Source organism: Streptomyces sp. NPDC050564 (genome assembly GCF_044457265.1).
Taxonomy (GTDB): Bacteria; Actinomycetota; Actinomycetes; order Streptomycetales; family Streptomycetaceae; genus Streptomyces.
On sequence record NZ_JBITGS010000008.1, the window covers coordinates 173,320 to 193,162 of the forward strand.

The 19,843-nt window shown below is 69.8% G+C and carries 19 protein-coding genes and 2 pseudogenes; 9 read left to right on the forward strand and 12 right to left on the reverse strand.

Features of this window, described 5'->3' with window-relative positions; all coding sequences use genetic code 11:
* Positions 1–24: 24 nt before the first annotated feature.
* Both ACIBK0_RS15100 and poxB read right to left on the reverse strand, forming a co-directional pair.
* Positions 25–186, reverse strand: a complete 162-nt coding sequence (locus tag ACIBK0_RS15100) for a hypothetical protein (RefSeq protein ID WP_399079601.1) — start codon at positions 184–186, stop codon at positions 25–27.
* A 27-nt stretch (positions 187–213) separates the two neighbouring features.
* Positions 214–1,947 (reverse strand): ubiquinone-dependent pyruvate dehydrogenase, encoded by a 1,734-nt coding sequence (poxB, locus tag ACIBK0_RS15105; RefSeq protein ID WP_399079603.1) that lies wholly within the window; start codon positions 1,945–1,947, stop codon positions 214–216.
* Positions 1,948–2,684: 737 nt separating this feature from the next.
* On the opposite strand from poxB, the gene ACIBK0_RS15110 reads away from it, so the two are divergent.
* Positions 2,685–3,284, forward strand: coding sequence for a glycoside hydrolase family 9 protein (locus tag ACIBK0_RS15110; protein ID WP_399079605.1), 600 nt, complete (start codon positions 2,685–2,687; stop codon positions 3,282–3,284).
* An 82-nt stretch (positions 3,285–3,366) separates the two neighbouring features.
* Here the strand turns inward: ACIBK0_RS15110 and ACIBK0_RS15115 are convergent, their stop codons facing one another.
* From ACIBK0_RS15115 to ACIBK0_RS15125, 3 genes are all read right to left on the reverse strand, one after another.
* Positions 3,367–3,546 carry a hypothetical protein gene (locus ACIBK0_RS15115; RefSeq protein WP_399079607.1) on the reverse strand — a complete coding sequence of 60 codons (180 nt, stop codon included), beginning with the start codon at positions 3,544–3,546 and terminating at the stop codon, positions 3,367–3,369.
* A gap of 57 nt (positions 3,547–3,603) precedes the next feature.
* Positions 3,604–3,798: a hypothetical protein gene (locus tag ACIBK0_RS15120; protein WP_399079609.1), complete on the reverse strand. Its 195-nt coding sequence runs from the start codon at positions 3,796–3,798 to the stop codon at positions 3,604–3,606.
* A gap of 84 nt (positions 3,799–3,882) precedes the next feature.
* Positions 3,883–4,701, reverse strand: coding sequence for a cytochrome P450 (locus ACIBK0_RS15125; protein ID WP_399079611.1), 819 nt, complete (start codon positions 4,699–4,701; stop codon positions 3,883–3,885).
* 278 nt (positions 4,702–4,979) lie between these two features.
* Between ACIBK0_RS15125 and ACIBK0_RS15130 the strand changes: the two genes are divergently transcribed.
* Complete coding sequence (locus tag ACIBK0_RS15130; protein WP_399079613.1) at positions 4,980–5,408, forward strand: hypothetical protein; 429 nt, start codon at positions 4,980–4,982, stop codon at positions 5,406–5,408.
* Positions 5,409–5,539: 131 nt separating this feature from the next.
* On the opposite strand, the pseudogene ACIBK0_RS15135 reads toward ACIBK0_RS15130, so the two are convergent.
* A pseudogene (locus tag ACIBK0_RS15135) lies at positions 5,540–5,776 on the reverse strand (alpha/beta hydrolase); the annotation flags it as partial.
* Positions 5,777–6,017: 241 nt separating this feature from the next.
* On the opposite strand from ACIBK0_RS15135, the gene ACIBK0_RS15140 reads away from it, so the two are divergent.
* The 3 genes from ACIBK0_RS15140 to ACIBK0_RS15150 all read left to right on the forward strand — a co-directional run bounded on the left by ACIBK0_RS15140 (position 6,018) and on the right by ACIBK0_RS15150 (position 7,838).
* A complete protein-coding gene (locus tag ACIBK0_RS15140; protein WP_399079616.1) occupies positions 6,018–6,485 on the forward strand; it encodes an SsgA family sporulation/cell division regulator in 468 nt (155 codons plus the stop codon).
* A 182-nt stretch (positions 6,486–6,667) separates the two neighbouring features.
* Complete coding sequence (locus ACIBK0_RS15145) at positions 6,668–7,522, forward strand: Bax inhibitor-1/YccA family protein (RefSeq protein WP_399079618.1); 855 nt, start codon at positions 6,668–6,670, stop codon at positions 7,520–7,522.
* Between the two features lie 169 nt (positions 7,523–7,691).
* Positions 7,692–7,838, forward strand: coding sequence for a hypothetical protein (locus ACIBK0_RS15150; RefSeq protein WP_399079621.1), 147 nt, complete (start codon positions 7,692–7,694; stop codon positions 7,836–7,838).
* Between the two features lie 720 nt (positions 7,839–8,558).
* Here ACIBK0_RS15150 and ACIBK0_RS15155 read toward each other — a convergent pair.
* The 6 genes from ACIBK0_RS15155 to ACIBK0_RS15180 all read right to left on the reverse strand — a co-directional run bounded on the left by ACIBK0_RS15155 (position 8,559) and on the right by ACIBK0_RS15180 (position 13,927).
* Positions 8,559–9,008: a nuclear transport factor 2 family protein gene (locus ACIBK0_RS15155; protein ID WP_399079623.1), complete on the reverse strand. Its 450-nt coding sequence runs from the start codon at positions 9,006–9,008 to the stop codon at positions 8,559–8,561.
* 90 nt (positions 9,009–9,098) lie between these two features.
* Positions 9,099–9,587, reverse strand: a complete 489-nt coding sequence (locus ACIBK0_RS15160; RefSeq protein WP_399079625.1) for a hypothetical protein — start codon at positions 9,585–9,587, stop codon at positions 9,099–9,101.
* Between the two features lie 68 nt (positions 9,588–9,655).
* Positions 9,656–10,246, reverse strand: coding sequence for a DUF308 domain-containing protein (locus ACIBK0_RS15165; protein WP_399079627.1), 591 nt, complete (start codon positions 10,244–10,246; stop codon positions 9,656–9,658).
* 43 nt (positions 10,247–10,289) lie between these two features.
* Entirely contained in the window at positions 10,290–11,903 is a 1,614-nt protein-coding gene (locus tag ACIBK0_RS15170; RefSeq protein WP_399079629.1) for a tannase/feruloyl esterase family alpha/beta hydrolase, read from the reverse strand.
* A 661-nt stretch (positions 11,904–12,564) separates the two neighbouring features.
* Positions 12,565–13,257, reverse strand: coding sequence for a cytochrome b/b6 domain-containing protein (locus tag ACIBK0_RS15175; RefSeq protein ID WP_399079631.1), 693 nt, complete (start codon positions 13,255–13,257; stop codon positions 12,565–12,567).
* Entirely contained in the window at positions 13,205–13,927 is a 723-nt protein-coding gene (locus ACIBK0_RS15180; RefSeq protein WP_399079633.1) for a molybdopterin-dependent oxidoreductase, read from the reverse strand. The genes ACIBK0_RS15175 and ACIBK0_RS15180 overlap by 53 nt, the downstream gene beginning before the upstream one ends.
* Before the next feature lie 391 nt (positions 13,928–14,318).
* Between ACIBK0_RS15180 and abc-f the strand changes: the two genes are divergently transcribed.
* The 4 genes and pseudogenes from abc-f to ACIBK0_RS15200 form a co-directional block, all read left to right on the forward strand.
* The gene (gene abc-f / locus ACIBK0_RS15185) at positions 14,319–15,953 is read left to right on the forward strand and encodes a ribosomal protection-like ABC-F family protein (RefSeq protein ID WP_399079635.1); all 1,635 of its coding nucleotides are present in this window, start codon (positions 14,319–14,321) and stop codon (positions 15,951–15,953) included.
* Between the two features lie 79 nt (positions 15,954–16,032).
* Positions 16,033–17,727: an ABC-F family ATP-binding cassette domain-containing protein gene (locus ACIBK0_RS15190; protein ID WP_399079637.1), complete on the forward strand. Its 1,695-nt coding sequence runs from the start codon at positions 16,033–16,035 to the stop codon at positions 17,725–17,727.
* A gap of 114 nt (positions 17,728–17,841) precedes the next feature.
* On the forward strand, positions 17,842–18,405 hold the full coding sequence (locus tag ACIBK0_RS15195) for a CGNR zinc finger domain-containing protein (RefSeq protein ID WP_399079640.1): 564 nt from the start codon (positions 17,842–17,844) through the stop codon (positions 18,403–18,405).
* Positions 18,406–19,363: 958 nt separating this feature from the next.
* Positions 19,364–19,630: pseudogene (locus ACIBK0_RS15200) on the forward strand (MBL fold metallo-hydrolase); the annotation flags it as partial.
* Positions 19,631–19,843: the final 213 nt, after the last annotated feature.

Genomic DNA, 19,843 nt, shown 5'->3' on the forward strand with positions numbered 1-19,843 from the left:
GTGATGACGCCCGGCCGCCCGGACTCAGCGGCACAGGACGGTCTCCCGCATGAAGACGTCCCAGACGCCGCTTCCGGCGCTCGTCCCGGCGGTCGACCCCACATAGCCGACGGAGTCTCGGCCGGAGAAGCGACCCCGCGCGGTCGGCGCGCCGCGACCTGTGCCCGCGCCCGGTGCGCGGTTCATGTGATACGTATTCCGGTCCGGGAAGCATCAGTGCAGGATCCTGCGGGCGACATTGGTGGTCACCAGGTCGAGCAGCTCCTCGCCCCGGCCGGACAGGATGGTGCGGATCGCGTAGAGCGTGAAGCCCTTGGCCTGCTCCACTGTGACCGCGGGGGGCACTGACAGCTCCTGACGTGCCGTCATGACCTCGACCAGCGCCGGACCTTCATGGGCGAAGGCACCCTTCAGCGCGTCCTCCAGGTCGCCGGGCCGCTCGACCCGCCGTGCCCACAGCCCGATCGCGGCGGCGACCTCGGCCAGCTGCGGATTGTCCAGCTCGGTCGCATAGTTGACGATGCCTGCCGCCTTCATCTCCAGCTCGACGAAGTTCAGCGAGCCGTTGTTGAAGACGACGATCTTGGCGGGCAGGCCGTTCTGCCGGAGGGTGAACAGCTCGCCGAGGAGCATGGTGAGCCCGCCGTCGCCCGACAGCGAGACCACCTGACGGCGCGGATACGCCGCCTGCGCGCCCACGGCGTGCGGCAGGGCACAGGCCATCGTGCCGTGGTTGAACGAACCCAGCAGCCGGCGGCGCCCGTTGAACGTCAGATAGCGGGCCGCCCACACCACCGGGGAGCCGACGTCGACGGTGAAGACCGCGTCCCGGTCCGCGAGGCGGTCGATGGTGCGCGCCACGAACTGCGGGTGGATCGGGGTGCGTTCATGGTCGTTGACGGCGAGCGCGTCCAGCGACCTGCGGGTGCGGGCGTAGTGGGCGAGAGCCCGGTCGAGGTGGTCGCGGCGGGTCTTGGCGGTCAGCAGCGGCAGCAGCGCCGGCAGGGTGTCCCGCACACTGCCGACCAGCGGCAGGTCGACATGGGTGCGCCGGCCGATCTGCTCGCCGCGGAGGTCGAGCTGGATGACCTTCGCGTCGCGCGGATAGAACTGCCGGTAGGGGAAGTCGGTGCCCAGCATGAGCAGGGTGTCGGCCTCCTCGATCGCCTTGTAGCCGGAGGCGAAGCCGAGCAGGCCGGTGAGCCCGACGTCGTACGGGTTGTCGTACTCCACGAACTCCTTGCCGCGCAGGGCGTGCACGATCGGGGCCTTGAGGGTCTCGGCGAGCCGGACCAGGTCGTCGTGGGCACCGGCCGCGCCCGCGCCCGCCAGGATCGTCACCCGCTGTGCCTCGTTCAGCAGCGCGACGGCCTCGCGCAGAGCGTCGTCGTCCGGGCGGACAACGGTCCTGGCCGGGCGTACCACGGTGGGGACCAGGTCACGGCCGGTCCTGGCGAGGAAGATCTCGCCGGGTACGACCACGACCGCCACTCCCCTGCGTTCGACCGCCGCCCGCATCGCCATCTCCAGGATGCGCGGCCCGGACTCCGGGCTGTTCACCACCTGCGCGTAGACGCTGCACTCGGCGAACAGCTCCTGCGGGCGGGTCTCCTGGAAGTAGCCGGAGCCGATCTCGCTGCCTGGGATCTGGGCGGCGATGGCGAGGACCGGGACACGGCTGCGCTGGGCGTCGAAGAGCCCGTTGATGAGGTGCAGGTTGCCCGGACCGCAGCTGCCGACGCAGACGTTGAGCTCTCCCGTCAGCCCGGCCTCGGCCGCCGCCGCGAAGGCGGCGCTCTCCTCGTGCCTCACATGCACCCAGTCGACGCCGTCGTCGCGGCGTATGGCGTCCGTCAGACCGTTGAGCGAGTCACCGGGCAGGCCGTACAGGCGGCGCACGCCGGAGGCCCTGAGCGAGGCGATGACGTGGTCGGCGAAGGTGGGCATACGGGTGCCTTTCGTCGGTCGTGAGGGCGTGTGTTCAGTCTCCTGGAACCGACGTTGCGCACACATCCGTCGAATGACTGCGTCGCAGGTTCGGAGGTGTCTTCGGCTTCGCGGTCGGACGACGGTCGGATTCCGGCCCCTCGTACCCCATGAGTCACACTGTGCGCCGTGAAACCCTTGGCCCGGTTCGTTCCGGCGGTCACGGTCACGGTCGCCTCGATCGTGACCGCCGGCGGCCTCGTCTCCTGCGCGGCGGGGACGCCACCGAGCCCGTGGAGATACGTGTCGACCAGGCCGGATATGTGACCGACACGTATCGGCTGCGGCTGACGGGCTCGGCGGACAGTCGCCCCGCATCCGAGTGCCCTCGGCCAGACACTGACGGACGCGCTGCGCGCGGACAGCGTGCGCTTCTTCCGCACCCAGCGGACCGGCGCTGAAGTGCTCCCCGAATGCACCGGCCGCGTCGCTTCCCACCTGGCAGACGAGCGAACCGTCGTCTACGCGCCCTCGCGCTACGACGGCGGCGGCGAACGGACGGCCGCAACGGGCCTGACCGAGGTCGCGGGGGGGGCCGGTCGGCGTCTCCGGGGGCTGGTTCGACCCCGGTGACTTCCTCAACTTCACGCACGCCGCGCCGTACAGGGTCGGACACATGCTGACCGCCGTGCGCGACCACATCTCCGGCACCCGGGCTTCCCGCGGAGGCGGACCACGGGCCGGCCTGGCTGGACAGGATGTGGGACGGCACGGACGGTGTGCTGTATGCCCAGGTGGGCCTCGGCAGCGGCAACGCGCGTCTGCGCGGCGACCACGACGCATGGCGCCTGTCGGAGGAGGACGACGACCTCTCCGTACGACCGGGCGACCCCGACTACCTGGTGAAGTACCGCCCCATGTTCCGCGCCACCGCCCCCGGCGAGCCCGTACGTCCCAACCTGACGGGTCGAGTGGCCGCCGCCTTCGCGCCGGCCGCGCAAACGCACGCCGAGCAGGATCCGCAGGCGGCGCGACGGTGGCTCGACAAGGCGGCGGACGTGTACGCGCGCGCCGACACCGGCCGACGCGGGCTCCTGGTCACCACGGTCCCGACGAGCCACTACCGGGAGGTTTCGTGGAGCGACGACATGGAGTGGGCGGCGTGGAACTGGCGTGGGCGGCGCAAAAGTTGGGCGACGAGCAGAGCTCGCGGTGGCACGGGAGGCGGTCGGCGGGGCGCGCTTGCACATCTTGTCCGCGGAGCACGGCACTCCGGACGTCTCGGACGTCGGCGCCCTCGCCCACGCGGATCTGCTGTCCTCGCCCGGCCTGGACGACGACACCAGGACCGTACTTGAAGGGGACCTCAGGCGGCAGTTGACTCAGGAGACTTCACGGCGACCGCCTTGCCCGCCCTTTCCCTCACCGCTGACGGGGCGGTCACAGCAGGGCACTGAGGAAGGTGACGGCCGCCAGCCGGCGAGCCTTTCTCGTGTACTCCTCCGGCTCCCGGTCCGGCTCCCGCCGGTCGTTGCAGTTCACCCGGCGGAGAAGCTCCTCCAGGGCCTCCTGCTCCTTTCCCAGGCGGCCCGGGAAAAATGGGTACTCGTATGCGTTCATGATCTGCCCCTGTCGACAGTGCGTGCTCGCTCGTGCGACGCGTTTTGCGCCTGAGTGCTAGATCCCCAGGTCGAGGGCCAGACACGAGAAGGTGCGCCACGCGCCCGTGTCCTCGGGCGAGGCGTTCGCCGCGCCGTTCGGCTCGGACTCCACCACCTCGGTCATGTCCTCGTACCGGATGCGCTCGGGCAGCTTGCCGAAACGCGCATGCCGTGCCGCCGCGGCGGCGTCCATCGTGGCTTCCTGGTTCATGACCAGCCTCCGCTTCGTCGATCGTGGACGGGTCCCGTCGGACGGCGGGACCACTGTCAGCTTGCACTTCCTGTTCATCACCTGTCAAGGCGGTGACGATTTGCTATGTGTGAGCTCACCCGAGGCGGTGCCGAACCGGCAACGACAGCACCCCGCGCACCATCCCGGCCGGGAACCAGTCGAGGGAATCGGCGGGGACCGCGAGTTCCAGGTGCGGGACTCGGGTGAGCAGGGCGTGCAGGGCGACGCGGGCCTCCAGGCGGGCCAGCGGGGCGCCCAGGCAGTGGTGGATGCCGTGGCCGAGGGAGAGGTGCCGGGCGGCGGAACGGGTGATGTCGAGCGCGTCCGGATCGCCACCGTCGGGCAGGGGGCGTCGCGACTGGCGGAGGCCAGGGCCACCGCGACGATGCCGCGGCGGGGGATTCCCACCCCGCCCAACTCCAGGTCCTCGGCCGCGTACCGGTTGGTGGTGCATTCGACGGAGGTGTCGTAGCGCAGGAACTCCTCGATGGCGTTGGACAGGAGCCCGGGGCCACCCCGCAGCATCTGAAACTGGTCGGGGTGCTGGAGCAGCGCCGGCACGGCGTTGCCCAGGAGGTTGACGGTGGTCTCGTGGCCGGCGATGACGAGCAGGGCCGCGGTGCCGGCCAGTTCGTCCCGGGAGAGGCGGCCGTCGCCCTCGTCCCGAGCCGCGACGAGGGCAGACAGCAGGTCGTCGCCGGGAGCGCGCCGCTTGTCCTCGACCAACCGGCGCAGGAAGCCGTGCAGGCTCGCCACCGCCATGGCGTACTCGGGGTGGCCCACCTGGAAGGCGAGTGACGTCCAGCGGCGGAAGTCCTGGCGGTCACCCTCGGGGATGCCGAGCAGTTCGGCGATCACCGCGACAGGCCCTGGTCCAGACATTCTCCGCCGTCATCGAACGGGTGCGGGCACGCATCGAGGAGACCGGCCCGGCGGACGCCGTCACGCAGGATCTGCTGATCGGCCTGACCGCCGACCTGGAGAAGCAGAGCTGGATGTTCCAGGCCGAGAACCGCGGCTGAGCAACGCGGGGACGGTCCTGTACGAGGGGACCGTCCCCGTCCCTACACCCTCCCAAGTAACCGCCTTGACAGGTGACGAGCATCCTTGAGAACCTCTCGTCACCGGTCAGGACAGTTACTTCTCGGTGAGGGAATCCCATGACAGTCGTACGGTTCGATGTTGTCTCCAAGCTCAGCCCGCGAGACGTGCTGGCGGTGCTGACCGACTTCGGCCCCTCACGCGCCGAGGCCTGGCCCACGATCGACGCCGAACACTTCACGGTCCACGAACTCGGCGACACCTGGGCCGAGGTCACCGAGGGGACCGCCGCAGCCTGGGAGCGTGCTCGCTACGAGTGGGAGCCGGCCGGTGACACGGTCACCATCACCACGCTCGACTCCAAGCTCTTCGGAGCCGGCGGCGGCTGGGTCTTCCGGATGACCCCGGAGGGCGAAGGCACCCGGGTCGATGTCGAGCTGACGCGGCAGCCGAGCACGGTCAAGGGCAAGATGCTCGCCGCACTGCTCCCCCTGGCCGCTCCCTCGTCCCTGCGCAAGTCCTTCACGGGGCCTCTGCAGGCGAAGTGACCCCCTTCCGGCCCGTGATCCGCAGGGCCGTTGGTACGGCACGGCGCACACCATGAGGGGCCGGCAGCGTGAGCTGTCGGCCCCTTCGCCATGTCGCCGTGCACGCGGGCGCATACGGGGCGCGGTGGCGGTCACTTGCCCAGGTTGACGATGAAGAAGTCGGTGAGCTTGTCGACGGCGGGATCGATGCACTCCCTCCTGCCATACAGATCGACGCGGCTGGCGCCCTTGATCCAGTGGAGTTCCTTGGGGCCGGTGGCGCGCCGGTGGGCCTCGATGGCCATCCAGGCGGTGACGGCGCGCTCGCCGATGATCTGGAGGATGGGGCGGGTCCCGATGAGGGGAACGGCGAAGAAGGCGTTCCATGATCCGTCCAGACACACGTGGCACACCGCCGAATGAGGTACGTGCCTCATTGAAGATGCACGCACAGCAGTCAGGGCCGTGCGGCACCGGCAGACGATTGACTTACGTCACGTCTCCAGCAGCCCGAGGGCACATCCCGGCGCCCCCTCTGCCCTCTGACCGTCAACTGACCGATGTGCGGGTTCCGTCCCCTGACGAACAGTTGTGGACGCAGACTTCGTCCCACGGAGGGGAACTCCTGTCATGCACCGTGATCAGTCACCCTTGCAGGCACGTTCGGCGCCCGAGCTCGTGCCTTCGCTGTTCCTGGACCTCAACCAGATGCTCGATGAATTCACCCCGCTGCCGATACGTGCCGAGTTCCGCTTCGACCCGGAAATGGCCGCGGTGATCACAATCGAGTTCCTGGCGGAACGAGGACCGAGTCTCATCTGGCGCATCGGCCGCGAGCTCCTTCACCGCGGCTTGACGTCGATGAGCGGCTCCAGCGACGTACGCATGTGGCCGACGCTGCCCGGGGAGCGGCCCTCGTCCTGGCTGCTTCTCGAATCGCAGGAGGTGGAGGCCCTGTTCGAAGTGCCCACCGCGCCGCTCGCGGAGTGGCTCGACACGACCTACCGGATCACCTCGGCCGAGGCGGAGATGGACGGCCTGAACTGGGACGACTTCCTCATGGAGCTGCTCGACGGCCCGGGAGCGTCGTCCCATTGACCGCCACCGGGCCCACGCACGGATGACTTGCTTCTCGTCTCGTCACCTGTCAGAGTGGTGACGCGCAGGGGTTGCCGTCGTCGGCCCGGTGCGTGGCCAGTGCCACACGTATGCCGTCCCGGAACACCGACGACAACGCTTTGCCGCAGGCCGCGAGTGTGCGGCGGACGAGGAGGAATGACGTGAGGACCAGCAACCCGATCCTTTCCCGCTGGGGTGTCGGCCGTGACGCCGGTCCGGCCGACGCCTACACGCGCCGGCCGATGGGTGCCGCGGTCGGAGGCCGACCGGCGGTCGACTACCTGAACAACCCCTACGCCCGCGATGCCGACACGTCACCGCGGACCGACGGGACCGCGGTGACGATGGACGACGTCATCGTCCGCACCGGGACGACGCTCGGCACCGTGGCCCTGACGGCAGTGCTGGCCTGGCTCCTGCTGCCCGTCGACGAGGCGAACATCGGCCGGTCCTACGGCCTCGCCATGGGCGCGGCTCTCGTCGCCTTCGTCCTGTCGTTGCTCCAGGCCTTCAAGCGGACGCCGTCCCCGGCGCTGATCCTCGGGTACGCGGCGTTCGAGGGCATGTTTCTCGGCGTGCTCTCCAGCACGATCTCGACCTACATCGCGCCGGGTGTGGTCGTACAGGCGGTGCTCGGCACCTTCGCGGTGTTCGCGGGTGTACTCGTCGCATACCGGATGCGCTGGATCCGCGTGACCCGGAGGTTCACCGGGTTCGTCGCCGCCGCCGCGACCGGCTTCCTCCTGCTGCTGGTCGCCGACCTCCTCTTCTCGGCCTTCGGCGCGGGCGACGGCCTCGGCTTCCACAGCGGCGGCCTCGGCATACTCTTCGGTGTCGTCGGCATCCTGCTCGGCGCGGCCTTTCTCGCCCTGGACTTCAAGCAGGTCGAGGACGCCGTTGCCTACGGCGCCCCTCGCGAGGAGGCGTGGCTGGCCGCCTTCGGTCTCACCACGACGCTGGTGTGGATCTACCTGGAGGTGCTGCGTGTGCTGACCATCTTCAACAGTGACAACTGAGTTCTCCGGCGCCTGAGGGGCACGCGCACCGCGCGTGCCCCTCAGGCGTGTTCGCGCGCGGCCGGCCTGAACCTCCACCGGGCCGTACTCGTTCTCATCACGACGGCCCAGCCGCCCCGCCCGCACATCAGGCCGTCGCGCTACCGCCGGAAGGGGAGAAAAACGCACCATGAGCCCGCACGAGCGGTGCCCGTACCAGGACGGCAGGGTGGTCATCGACCCCGCCTACATGGCGGACTCCCCCGCGCGCTATGCCCCGCTGCGGGAACTCGGCCCCATCCACCCGGCCGAGTTCCATCTCGGCCTGAAGGGCTGAGTGGTGTCGGCTACGACCTGGCCCCCGAGGCGCTGAGCCACCCGGCCCTGCTCAAGGACGCCGCCCCCGCCGCCGAGGCACTGGCCGCCGCCGGCTACGTACTGCACCAGCCCAAGGTCGGACTCGGCGCGCAGATGATGGAGGCCCACCCGCCCGAGCACACCCGTCTGCGCCGGCTGTGCTCGGCCGCCTTCGCCCCTCGTCGTACGGCCGAACTGGCGCCGCGCATCGAGCAGATCGCCCACGACCTGATCGACGCGCTGCCGCCGTCGGGCGACGTGGACCTCCTCGAAGCCTTCAACGCCACGGTCATCGCCGAACTCCTGGGGATCCCCAAGGAGCACCATCTCGACTTCCGCCGCTGGTCGGGACAGGCACCGGGTGGCCTCGCCCGAACACCGCCCCGCGTCGGCCGGTCTGCACGGGCTGCCGGCCGGTCTGGGGCTGCTGGCCGAACTGGTCGCGGACAAGCGGAGCAGTCCGCGGGACGATCTGCTGTCGGTCCTGGTCGCGATACGCGACGAGGACGACGGCCGGCTCTCCGAGGACGAATTGGTGGGCACGGCCATGATGCTGGTCGTGGCCGGCCACGAGAGCACCGTGAACCTGCTGGGCAACGCCGTGCCGGCCCTGCTGCAACACCCCGAGCAGCCACAGCTGTTACGCGAGCGGCCCGAGCTGCTCCGGCATCGTCCGAGGCGTGCTGTCCCTCCCGGTCCACTATCGCGTCGGCTGACCGCGCAGGTGGCGGCTGACATCGCCCACCAGGTGGATCCTGACCTGGCGCTCCGTGCATCGCCAGTGCCCGTCCCGGCGCTCGAAGCGGTCGCTGCAGCGCCCTGCGGCCACCGGCTGCAGCGGAAAGTCGGGCAGGGCCTGGAACACCGTGACGTAGGAACGCGCGGCGGCGGTTCCCGCCTCCTCGTCGACATCGACGGCGATGTTGATCGTGACGTGGTGGGTGCGCGGCGTGCCGTCCTCGTAGAGGATCACGCTGTCCCGGAGCATCCTCTCCACCCCTCCGGCCCGGCCGGGGACGGGTTCGCCGCTGCCGATGAACACGGCGTCGGCGAACAGTTCGCCGACACCGGCCAGGTCTCCGGTGTCGACCAGCTCGGCGTACTTGGCGATCAGGTGGGCAATGGCGATTGTGTCCGTGATTGCGCCCACGCGTTCGACCATACATGTCAGTGACCGGCTGACACACATGTGCCTGCACCTTTGCGCAGTGCGGGGGCACATGCATTAGGGGCGAAGCCCTCAGGGGCGCAACGCCTGCAGCGCCAGTTCGTCGTACCGGCGCCACAGAGCGGGGTCCCGCTCGGCGGTCCTGATCAGCTGGACGGCCATGCCGCGGAGCACCACGCGCAGATCGAGCATCATGGCGTCGGCGTGGACCATGCCGGTGGCCTTGGCCGCCTCCATCAGGTCCGACAGCTGGGCGAGCAGGCCGGAGATGCTCCCGAACCCCGCGTCCGCGAGTACTTCCGACAGCAGTCGGTCGCCGGCAAGGCACAACCCGTACACGCCGGAGAAGCAGGAATTCGTCGACGGATGGCTGGGCGCCGTCGTCCACGGAACGCGCGACGCGGTCCGGACGGGCCTGACTGATCTGCAGAAGCGCACCAACGCGGACGAGTTGATGTTCACCACGCTGTTCCACGACTTCGGGGCGCGTGGGCGTTCGTACGCGCTCGTGGCGGAGGAGTTCGCCTTGCCGGCTTCGGCAAGGGCTGAAGGGTGAGGCATCGGAAGTCCGGAAATGTTTCGACCCGCGGCCCCAAGGGGCGCGGGTCGAAATGCGGTGTGCGAGCAGGTCAGGCGGTGCGGGTGCGCAGCTGGCGGGTCTTCCAGGCCAGCAGGCCTGCCTGCGCAATGAAGAAGACCCCGCCGCCCGTGGCGTAGACGGACAGTACGTCGAGCGAGGGATCGTCGCCCGCCGCCTGGATGTTGTAGGAGATGCCGACGAGGAAGGACAGTCCGCCTGCGATCAGCACCGGCCATTGCTTGCCCAGTTCGGGGCCGCGCCGGCGGAACCCGACGACCACCTGGGCCGCCCCGGAGACGACGGCCCAGGCACCGAACACATGGAGTACCGGAGCCACGCCGCCGGCGCCGGCGATGCCGACGGCGATGGCGGCGAGCGTGCTCAGCACCCCGTTGAACGCCGTGACCCGGCGCTCCGAGCCGTCGGGGAGGGCCCGGTAGTCGATCAGTGAGGACACCGCGTCGATCAGCGGGTAGACGACCAGCAACGTGATCGCCGGGGCATTGAGGTCCTCATGGGCACCGGCGAACGCCAGGGCCCACGCCACAGCCAGGACGCCGCGGCCCAGGTACAGCCTCAGCAGGGAGGAGCGTTCGCCCGTCGCCGCCGGAGCGGTGGATGTCGCCGTCTGCGTGCTCATGATGGTTCGGCCTTTCTCGGTCGTCGGGTGGTATGCGGACAGGTCAGTGCCGGGGCGGAAAGGCGCAGCGGAAGCTGGAGGCGACGGCCGGGTCGCCGTGGCCCTTGTAGCGGGACACCTGCGGGTAGCTGCACAGGTTGCGGGTGACCTGCAGACCGTCGGCGTTGATCAGCGTGGTGGGCAGCATCTTGGGCGCCTTGCCCTGCTCGACCCAGTCGGTCAGGGCGGCGAGGCCGTCGGCCGAACCGTCAGTGCCGTTGAGACCGCAGTGGTTGGTGCCCGGGGCGAGGAAGAGGCGGTAGAAGTCGTCGACCTTCTTGGCGCTGCCCAGCTCCCGCTCGACCTGCTCGTGGTACTCCACCGTGCCCTGGGTGGGGATGAACTGGTCGGCCTCGCCGTGCCAGGTCAGGAGCTTGCCGCCGGACTTGCGGAAGGCGGACAGGTCCGGGTCGTCCGTGCCGATGACCTTGTCGTACTCAGCCCGGGACTGCTTGAACAGCTGCGTGAACTGGCTGTAGGTGATGGTCGAGACATCGAAGGACGGGTCCTTCTTCAGCCAGAGCTGGACCCAGAGGGCGGGTACCGGGAAGGGCTTGCCCTTGACGGTGCCGTCGGGTGCCACCTCGGTCTCCGCCAGGCCCTTGAGGTCGGCCCCGACCGGGACTCCGGACCATAGCTTCTTGCCGGAGGCGGTGCGCGGACCGTCCCAGATCTTGCGCACCACGGCGGCGTCGGCCGCGGTGATGGTCAGCTCCTTGCCGTCGCACACCACCTTGGTGCCGATCAGCCGGCGCGGGTCGAAGTCGCAGCGGGAGGCGTCGTTGACCAGGCCGTCCTTGACGCCGTCGAGCGAGTCGCAGGCCTTGACGGCGGCGTGGGTGAAGGCGTCCAGCTCGCAGCCGGTCGGGTAAGTCTTCTCGTTGTTCATGACCACCTGCGGCCACAGGGTGGCGGGCTCGTACTCTGCCCAGTTGATCGCGGGCGCGTCGGCGAGGATGCCGTCGTAGTCGTCGGGGTAGCGCTGGGCCTCCATATAGCCCTGGCGTCCGCCGGTGGAGCAGCCGGTGAAGTAGGAGTACGAAGCGCGCTTGGCGTAGGCCGCGGCGACGACCTCCTTGCCGACAACGGCCGCCTCGTGCTGGGAGCGGGAGGCGAAGTTCTTCAGCAACGCGGTGTTGACCTGGCCCTTGCTGTCCAGCGCCCAGCTCGTGTCGAGGACGTCACCGACGCCGGCGTCCGTGGTGGTCACCGCGTAGCCGTTCTTGACCGCGGTGCCCAGACCGACACCGTTGTCCCCGGCGCCGTAGGCGGCGCCGCCGAGCGCCTGGAAGCGGCCGTTCCAGCCGCTGATGGGCAGCCAGGTCTGCACCTTGGCGTGGTCGCCGTCGCCCGGGTGGGCGAGGGTGACCGTCACCTCGCAGTAGGCCGGGACGTCGGTGACCGTGCCGCCCAGGATGCCGGAGCCGTGAATGGTGCCCCCCGTCTGGCGGACCGCCGTCACGGACTCCACCTTGGTGCCGGTCGGGGCCTTCACCGACACTGTGTTGCAGTTGAGCGGTGTGGAGGCGGAGGTCTGGGATTCCGCCGACGCGGTCGGCAGGTACACCGCCGCGGCCAGCGGCACACCGGCCGCGAGGACAGTCAGAAGTCGTCTCATTGCTTTTCCATCCAAGAAAGTAGGTGTGCGCCTGACTGCGGCGACACATGTGCACATCACATGAGCAAGACAGTGGGCGGGCCGACGGGTTCGCCGCGGAAGCCGTCCGCGGGCATATCTCCCTGACCCCGGCATGCGCCCCCGAGGCAGCCCCGGGTTCGCCGAAGACCGAGTCAGACTTTATCACCTGTTAAGCCGGTGACGGAAGACATGGATCGGGTGTGGACAGGGGGTGGATCGCGTTCAGGTGCATTCGCACGCCGAGCGGACCGCATGCCCTCGGCCCGGTCCCCACTCTGACCGCGCGCGACGCACCCCGGCGACAGTCAGTTGACGGTCCGCGTCCGCGCGCCGCGGCCGGGCTCCGTAAAGCACGTGTTAGGTCATTCGACGGTCGGCCCGGCCCGCCGGGGAATGTCCATCTCCAGCCAGACGGCCTTGCCTGGCCGTTCGGAGCGGTGTTCCAGGTGTCCGCCAGGACGTCGACCAAGTACAGGCCGCGGGCCACCAGGTACAGGCGCTCACCGACGAGGTCAGCGCACGGGCGGAGCACGGCCGGACGGATCGCTGTCCGAGTCCCGCACCTCCAGCCGGACGCGGTCGCCCAGCGCCCGCAGCCGAAGGCCCACATCGCTGCCCGCGTGGATGAAACGGCGACACCTCACACCTCGTCAGCTCTCTCGCCGACGCTGCCGTCGCGCTCCTCACGCAGCCACCGGGAGTGGTATCGCTGCGCCCAGGACCGGCTGACATACCCGGTACGCATCCCCAGCCTCGCCTCCGGATCCTCGAACGCCTTGCGCATGTGTCCGAGCACGACGATGGTGATCGCCCAGGCCAGGAGGTCGTGGACGAAGATCGCACTGGTACGGGAGATGGCGGGCAGCAGACCCATGAACCACATCAGCAGGCCGGTGAACATCATCACCAGGACGGCGCCGGCGATCCAGCCGGCGTAGAGCTTCTGGCCCGCGTTGAACTTGCCGGCCGGGCGCGCCTCGGGCGAGGTCCGACGTCTGCGAACGGCGCGCAGCCACTGCCGGTCGTACACCGCGAAGCGGTTCAGCCGGCGCAGGTCCGCGCGGAAGGCGGGAGAGAAGAGCCCCAGCAGGAAGGGCAGGGGCAGCGAGATGCCGGACCACTCGTGGACCGTGATCATCAGGTACCGCCGTCCGACGAGCTGGGCCAGCGGCCCGAGGTACAGACAGGCGGCGGAGACCAGGCACACCAGCATCAGGTAGCCGGTGGCCCGGTGGACCATGCGTTCGGCGGTGCTGAAGCGGCGGACGCGGCCGTCGTGTTCAGACCGCGTCGCTGTGCCGGTCTGCGCCGTCGAGCCAGCCGTCGATCGCATAACCGCGCTCCTCCCAGTAGCCGGGAACGACCTTGCCGGTGACCGAGATACCGGACAGCCACTTGGCCGACTTGTAGAAGTACATGGGGGCCACGTACAGGCGGACCGGTCCGCCGTGTGCGTGGGTAATGGGCTTGTCCTGCATGTTCAGCGCCACCAGGACGTCCGAACGGCGCGCCTGTTCCAGGGTGAGGCTCTCGCTGTAGGCGCCGTCGAAGCAGGTGAACCGGATCGCCGCGCCCGGGGAACGCACCCCGGCGTCGTCGAGGATGTCCGCCAGCTTCACGCCCTCGAAAGGCGTCTTGTCCACGCGCCACCCGTCCGTGCAGACGACGTCGTGGACGACCCGGGTCTGCGGCATAGCGCGCAGCTCGTCGAGCGTGTAGGCCTTCGGTCGCTCCACCAGTCCGCGGACCCGGAGCGCGTAGTTCGTCTCGTCCTTGTGCGGCACCGAGCCGACGACGCTGTAATACCGGAAGCCGCCCGGATTGGGCAGCAGACCGGTCAGGCCCGTGGCGTCGACCTGAGAGGCAGCGGCCAGGAACCCCTCCCAGCCACGCTGGAGATAGGGCGCGGCGGCGAGCCCCGCGGCGCCCGCGCCGAGCATGCCCAGCATCGCGCGCCGCCCCACGGGTGCGCCCTCGGCCCTCCGCTTCGGCTTTTCTGCCATGGTGTGCTCCTTCGGACAGGTGTGAACTCCGCCGAGCCTTGCACGGCATCATCACCGGTTTAACTGGTGACGATGCTGCCATGGGCGCCGTGGCACTGTCAACGACAAGCGGTCGGCGACAGAACGCCGCACACACGTATGAGTCCGAGCCGACCAACCACCGCCGGAGCGGAGGAAGACACCTGCTAGCCTCTGGGTGACGTAAGCCGTGTATCGAGGAGTCGCAGACGTGGTGGGTGAAGACGACATCTCCGGATGAGATCCGGATCTGACGACCACCGGCCGGTGCTCAGGAGCGCCGCCGACGTGGTCCGTCTCGTCGTACCCCTTTCCCACGTCTGCCCAGGGCAGAGCTCTGATCTCTGCCCTCAAGCTGTTCGAGGTCACTTCCATGTCCGACGCGTCCATCGTCTGCTCGAGCCTGTCCTTCGCCTGGCCCGACGACACCCCGGTCTTCCACGACCTGTCCTTCACCGTGAACCCCGGCCGCACGGGCCTGGTCGCCCCCAACGGCTCCGGCAAGAGCACGCTGCTCAAGCTGATCGCCGGAGAACTCAAGCCCGCCACCGGCTCGATGTCGGTCAACGGAACATGGGGCTACCTCCCGCAGAGCCTCCCCCTGACCGGCAACCTCACCGTTGCCGAGGTGCTCGGCGTCGCCTCGGTGATCCGGGCCCTGGACGCCGTCGAGTCCGGCGACGTCAGCGAGGAGCACTTCACCACCATCGGCGACGACTGGGACATCGAGGAGCGCACCCGCGCCCAGCTCGACCGCCTGGGCCTCGCCGACCTCGCCCTGGACCGCTGCCTCAGCACGCTCAGCGGCGGCCAGGTCGTCTCGCTCGGCCTCGCCGCCCAACTGCTCAAGCGCCCCGACGTACTCCTGCTCGACGAACCCACCAATAACCTCGACCTGGAGGCCCGGCACAAGCTCTACGACGTGCTGACGGACTTCAACGGCTGTCTGCTCCTGGTCAGCCACGACCGCGCGCTGCTCGACCGCATGGAACGCGTCGCCGAACTCGGCAGCGACGAACTGCGCTTCTACGGCGGCAACTTCACCGAGTACGAAGAGGCCGTACGCGCCGAGCAGGAGGTCGCCGAGAAGAACGTCCGCAACGCCGAGCAGGAGCTGAAGCGGGAGAAGCGGGAGATGCAGCAGGCCCGCGAACGCGCCGAGCGCCGCCAGAGCAACGCCGCCCGCAACCTCAAGAACGCCGGGCTGCCCAAGATCTTCGCCGGCAACATGAAGCGGGGCGCCCAGGAGTCCGCCGGCCGGGCCGGGCAGATGCACGCGTCCCGCATCACCGAGGCCAAGGCCCGCCTCGACGAGGCCGGACGCGCCCTGCGTGACGAGCAGCGCCTCACCCTGGAGCTGCCCGACACCCAGGTGCCCGCCGGGCGCAACCTCTTCCTCGGCGAGGGGATGCAGGTCCACCTCGGAGACAAGGCCGTGTTCGCCGCGGGCGGCGTGGACCTGACCGTCCGCGGCCCCGAGCGCATCGCGCTGACCGGGCCCAACGGCGCCGGAAAGACCACCCTGATGCGTCTGATCACCGGCGAACTCGCCCCGGACAGTGGGGAGATCAAGCGCAACGACGGCCGTATCGCCTACCTCTCTCAGCGCCTGGACCTACTGGACCTGGACCGCACCGTGGCGGAGAACTTCGCCGCGTCCGCCCCGGAGCGGCACGAGGCGGAGCGGATGAATTTGCTCGCCCGCTTCCTCTTCCGGGGCACGCGGGCGCACCTGCCGGTCGGGGTGCTCTCCGGCGGCGAACGGCTGCGCGCCACCCTGGCCTGCGTACTGTGCGCGGAGCCGGCCCCCCATCTGCTTCTGCTCGACGAGCCCACCAACAATCTCGACCTGGTCAGCGCGGGCCAGCTGGAGAGCGCGCTCAACTCCTACCAGGGCGCCTTCATGGTGGTCAGCCACGACGAGCGGTTCCTCGCCGAGATCGGGGTGAACCGCTGGCTGCGGCTGGCCGACGGCACGCTCAAGGAAACAGGAGCCCCCGCGGTGTGAGCCGCCGACGTGTGAAGTGGCCCGCGTCCGAGGCCCCGCGCCCGGCGGGCCGACCACCGATCACGTTGGACGGTTTCCTGTGCCCCAGCCCGCTCTGCTCGCCCACGACCTCGTCCGCTCCCTGGGCGGCCGCCGCGTCCTCGACGGCGTCTCCCTGGCCGCCTCCCCCGGTCACCGCATCGGCCTGATCGGGGAGAACGGCGTCGGCAAGTCCACCCTGCTGCGGGTGCTCGCCGGCGTCGACGCACCCGACTCGGGAAGCGTCACCCGCCCCGCCGACCTCGGCTATCTCCACCAGGAGATGCCGTACGACGCCGGCTCCACCATCGCCGCGGTGCTGGACGAGGCGCTGCGCGAGGCCCGCGAGGACCTCGCCGAGCTGGACCGGCTCGGCGCGGAACTCGCCCGTGTCCCGGAGGACGACCCCGGCCACCAGGAACTCCTCGATGCCTATGGCAAGCGGCTCGAGCAGGCCCAGGACCGGGAGTCCTGGGACGCCGACCGCCGCGCCGCCCTGGTGCTGGACGGCCTGGGCCTCGGCGGGTTCGGGCAAGACCGCACGCTCGGTTCGCTCTCCGGCGGGCAGCGCGGCCGGCTGGCCGTGACCGCGCTGCTCGTCCGGCGGCCGCCGGCGCTGCTGCTGGACGAGCCGACCAACCACCTCGACGACAGCGCCGCCGCCTTCCTGGAGGAACATATCCGCGGCTTGCCCGGGACGGTGCTGGTCGCCAGCCACGACCGGGCGTTCCTCGACGCCGTCTGCACCGACCTGATCGACCTCGACCCGGCCGTGGACGGCCCGGTCCGCTACGGCGGCAACTACAGCACCTACCTGTCCCAGAAGCGCGCCGAGCGGGAGCGCTGGGAGCGGCGGTATGCCGAGGAACGGAAGGAACTGGAGGAGCTGCGCCAGTCGGCGGGTGTGACCGCGCACCGGGTGGCCCCGGACCGGGGCCGCACCGACAACGAGAAGATGGGGTACGGCCACCGGGCGGGCCGGGTGCAGAACCAGATCTCCCGCCGGGTCCGCAACGCCACCCGGCGGCTGGAGGAACTGGAACGCACCAAGGTCGCCGAGCCACCGCGCCCGCTGCGGTTCGCGGCCGGGGAACTGGCCGCGCGTACCGAGGAGGGGCCGCGGCCCCTGGTGTCCCTGCACGACGTGCGGGTGCCCGGCCGACTCGCGCTTGACGGCCTGGAGGTGTCGGCGACCGACCGGCTGCTGATCACGGGTGGCAACGGGGCGGGCAAGTCCACGCTGCTCGCCGTGCTCGCCGGACACCTCCCGGCCGAGGGCGAGGTACACAGGCGGCGCAAACTGACGGTGGGACTGCTCACCCAGGACACCGAGTTCGAGCGGCCCGACCGTACGGTCCGCGACACCTACGAGTTGTCACTGGGCCCGGAGAGGGCCGAGAAGGTGCCGCTTGGCTCCCTCGGCCTGATGCACGAAACGGACCTGGACAAACCGGTCGGACAACTGTCCGTGGGCCAGCGCCGACGGCTGGCGCTGGCACTGCTGGTGGCCCGTCCGCCGCAGCTGCTGTTGCTCGACGAGCCCACCAACCACCTCTCCCCGCGTCTGTGCGACGAACTGGAGGCCGCACTGGGCACCGGCCCGGGCGCGATCGTGGTCGCCAGCCACGACCGCTGGCTGCGCCGACGGTGGCAGGGCCGCGAGCTTCGTCTGGAACCGGGACCGGGACACGACCCGTCGGGAGGAGGCGGCGCCGACCCGGCCCGGGGCCTGACACGCCCTCGTACACGGTCCTGACCGTGCGGACCGAGCGCGATGCCGTACGGTCTCGATCGCCCTGCCGCGAGGAAGTACCGCCTGGAGCGGTGACGGTTCTTGCGTCCGACAGGAGTCACCTGTCAGAATGGTGATGTGAACCTTGACCATGTATTCGTTTGCGGGCACCCGACCCTCGACTTCGCGGCCACGCTCCGGGCCCGACGCTCGACCCGGTTCGAGATGTTCGTGACGCCGGAGCGACTGAATGCCTGGTACCTGGAGTCCGGGCTGGTGGACACGATCACTCCCGGCGAGGACGCCGACGTCCGGACGGCGATCACCGTGCGCGAGGCCATTTACCGGCTCGTCACGAACCGCCGCCTCGGCGAGGAGTTCGACCGGGAAGCGCTCGGCGTGGTCAACGCCGCCGCACGCAAGACCCCCGTGACACCACAGCTCACCCTGACGGGCCGGCACACCGACGCGACCCCCGAGCAGGCCCTGGCGACCGTCGCCCGGCAGGCCGTCGAACTACTCAGCGGGCCGGACGTTCCCCTGATGAAGGAGTGCGGCAACCCCGAGTGCACTCGGGTCTACATCGACCGTTCCCGGGGCATGCGGCGCCAGTGGTGCGGCATGGAGTCCTGCGGCAACAAGATCAAGGCCGCCGCCTACCGCGCACGCAAGAAGACCGCGCCCGCCGTGACCGCGCGCTGACCCACCGACCTGGGCGACACTGCCCCGGCGAACACGGGGCTCCGTCGGCGGCCAGGTCCTTGAGCGTCTTGCAGAACTTGTTCATCAGCACCCCCCGGGCCCAGCGCACGGGCGGGGGGTGCTGCGCGCGCCCTCCTGACGACACATGTACGGCTCGCTCCCGCCGCAGGCATGCGGGAGCGGGCCGTACCGGAACAGGCCCTTGGCATGAAGGCCTGAAACCGCCGCTGTCCTGGAGGATCCGTCTCCAAGGGCCGCTCACTGTATGAACGGACGGGGCGACGACAGGGGTTCACGATGTGTGCGCACTGGCGGCCCGATGGGGGACTCCGGCCGCCAGTGCGGGGACGGGAACGGACCACGAGGACGTGGCTAAACTCGAAACGTCCCGTCACGGCTCCGCCGCCCGTGCGTCCGGCAGCAGAGCCTTCCATCTTGAGAACGGACCGACGGGCCAAAAGGTTCAGCACACCAAGGTGCCTCAGAGATACATGGCTCGGTGGCTGCGGTCGCCTCCCACTTCGTCCAGTGAGGTCCTCGACATGTTTGACCCCTCCTCGCACATGCCGAACGTGCATGGCAGCCGCCCCGGACCCCCTCCTCGGCTGCGGAAACATGTCACGTGACGTGGCTACACTTCGCGGTCTTGGCAGCAAGCCCCTCGGGGGAGGCGACGGCTACGGTCCCCACTGGCGCGGTGACGACAGACCCGACGGGCGACCAACAGCACCACATGAGAAGGGCGAGGCCCGGCCGCGAGATGGACGCGACAGTGCGCTACTCAATTCTCGGTACCGTGCGGGCGATGCGGTGAGCGGCTCCGGTCGACCCTCGGTGTGACGGCATGCCCCCGGTTTCCCTGCACACACGCCGCCTCGCATCACACGTATGACCTTTGCTCGGGTAGGTTTGTGTGCCGGATCCTCCGAGGTCCGACCGCAACGAGAGGATCAGAAGACACGCCAACGGCCACTGCGCCTGCCATCTGCCCGGGAGCGGCATCCTGGTCACGGGCGACGCACTGGTGACCGCACATCCCACGTCGCGGATCAGCGGACCCCAGCTGCTGCTCGACATGTTCCACACCGACCGTGACCGGGCTCTCGACTCCCTGGCCGTGATCGAGACCCTGGACGCTGGTCTCCTCCTGCCCGGCCACGGGCCCGTGCACCACGGGTCGGTCAAGGAGGCAGCCCTGACGGCCCGCGAGCACGCAGCCAGTTGACGGCCCGGATCCGCGGGGCGGACGACACTCGCGCTCGTCCCCCGGACGGCGCAACATGGTCCGGCTCGGCGACACACCTACCGGGCAGTATGCCCGGAGGGAACCTCGCGCGAGTGACGTCGTCGGACTCGGGAGGCCGCAGAGGAGCCACACTTCCTACATGCGCAGGCACATCAGCGCCTATCGTGAAGAGTGGGCATGCCTGACGAGCCA

Coding starts and splice junctions, on each gene's coding strand:
- ACIBK0_RS15100 (WP_399079601.1), bottom strand. CDS start 186: ATGAACCGCGCACCGGGCGCGGGCACAGGTCGCGGCGCGCCGACCGCG.
- poxB (WP_399079603.1), bottom strand. CDS start 1,947: ATGCCCACCTTCGCCGACCACGTCATCGCCTCGCTCAGGGCCTCCGGC.
- ACIBK0_RS15110 (WP_399079605.1), top strand. CDS start 2,685: ATGTGGGACGGCACGGACGGTGTGCTGTATGCCCAGGTGGGCCTCGGC.
- ACIBK0_RS15115 (WP_399079607.1), bottom strand. CDS start 3,546: ATGAACGCATACGAGTACCCATTTTTCCCGGGCCGCCTGGGAAAGGAG.
- ACIBK0_RS15120 (WP_399079609.1), bottom strand. CDS start 3,798: ATGAACCAGGAAGCCACGATGGACGCCGCCGCGGCGGCACGGCATGCG.
- ACIBK0_RS15125 (WP_399079611.1), bottom strand. CDS start 4,701: ATGTCTGGACCAGGGCCTGTCGCGGTGATCGCCGAACTGCTCGGCATC.
- ACIBK0_RS15130 (WP_399079613.1), top strand. CDS start 4,980: ATGACAGTCGTACGGTTCGATGTTGTCTCCAAGCTCAGCCCGCGAGAC.
- ACIBK0_RS15140 (WP_399079616.1), top strand. CDS start 6,018: ATGCACCGTGATCAGTCACCCTTGCAGGCACGTTCGGCGCCCGAGCTC.
- ACIBK0_RS15150 (WP_399079621.1), top strand. CDS start 7,692: ATGAGCCCGCACGAGCGGTGCCCGTACCAGGACGGCAGGGTGGTCATC.
- ACIBK0_RS15160 (WP_399079625.1), bottom strand. CDS start 9,587: ATGCCTCACCCTTCAGCCCTTGCCGAAGCCGGCAAGGCGAACTCCTCC.
- ACIBK0_RS15165 (WP_399079627.1), bottom strand. CDS start 10,246: ATGAGCACGCAGACGGCGACATCCACCGCTCCGGCGGCGACGGGCGAA.
- ACIBK0_RS15170 (WP_399079629.1), bottom strand. CDS start 11,903: ATGAGACGACTTCTGACTGTCCTCGCGGCCGGTGTGCCGCTGGCCGCG.
- ACIBK0_RS15175 (WP_399079631.1), bottom strand. CDS start 13,257: ATGCGATCGACGGCTGGCTCGACGGCGCAGACCGGCACAGCGACGCGG.
- ACIBK0_RS15180 (WP_399079633.1), bottom strand. CDS start 13,927: ATGGCAGAAAAGCCGAAGCGGAGGGCCGAGGGCGCACCCGTGGGGCGG.
- abc-f (WP_399079635.1), top strand. CDS start 14,319: ATGTCCGACGCGTCCATCGTCTGCTCGAGCCTGTCCTTCGCCTGGCCC.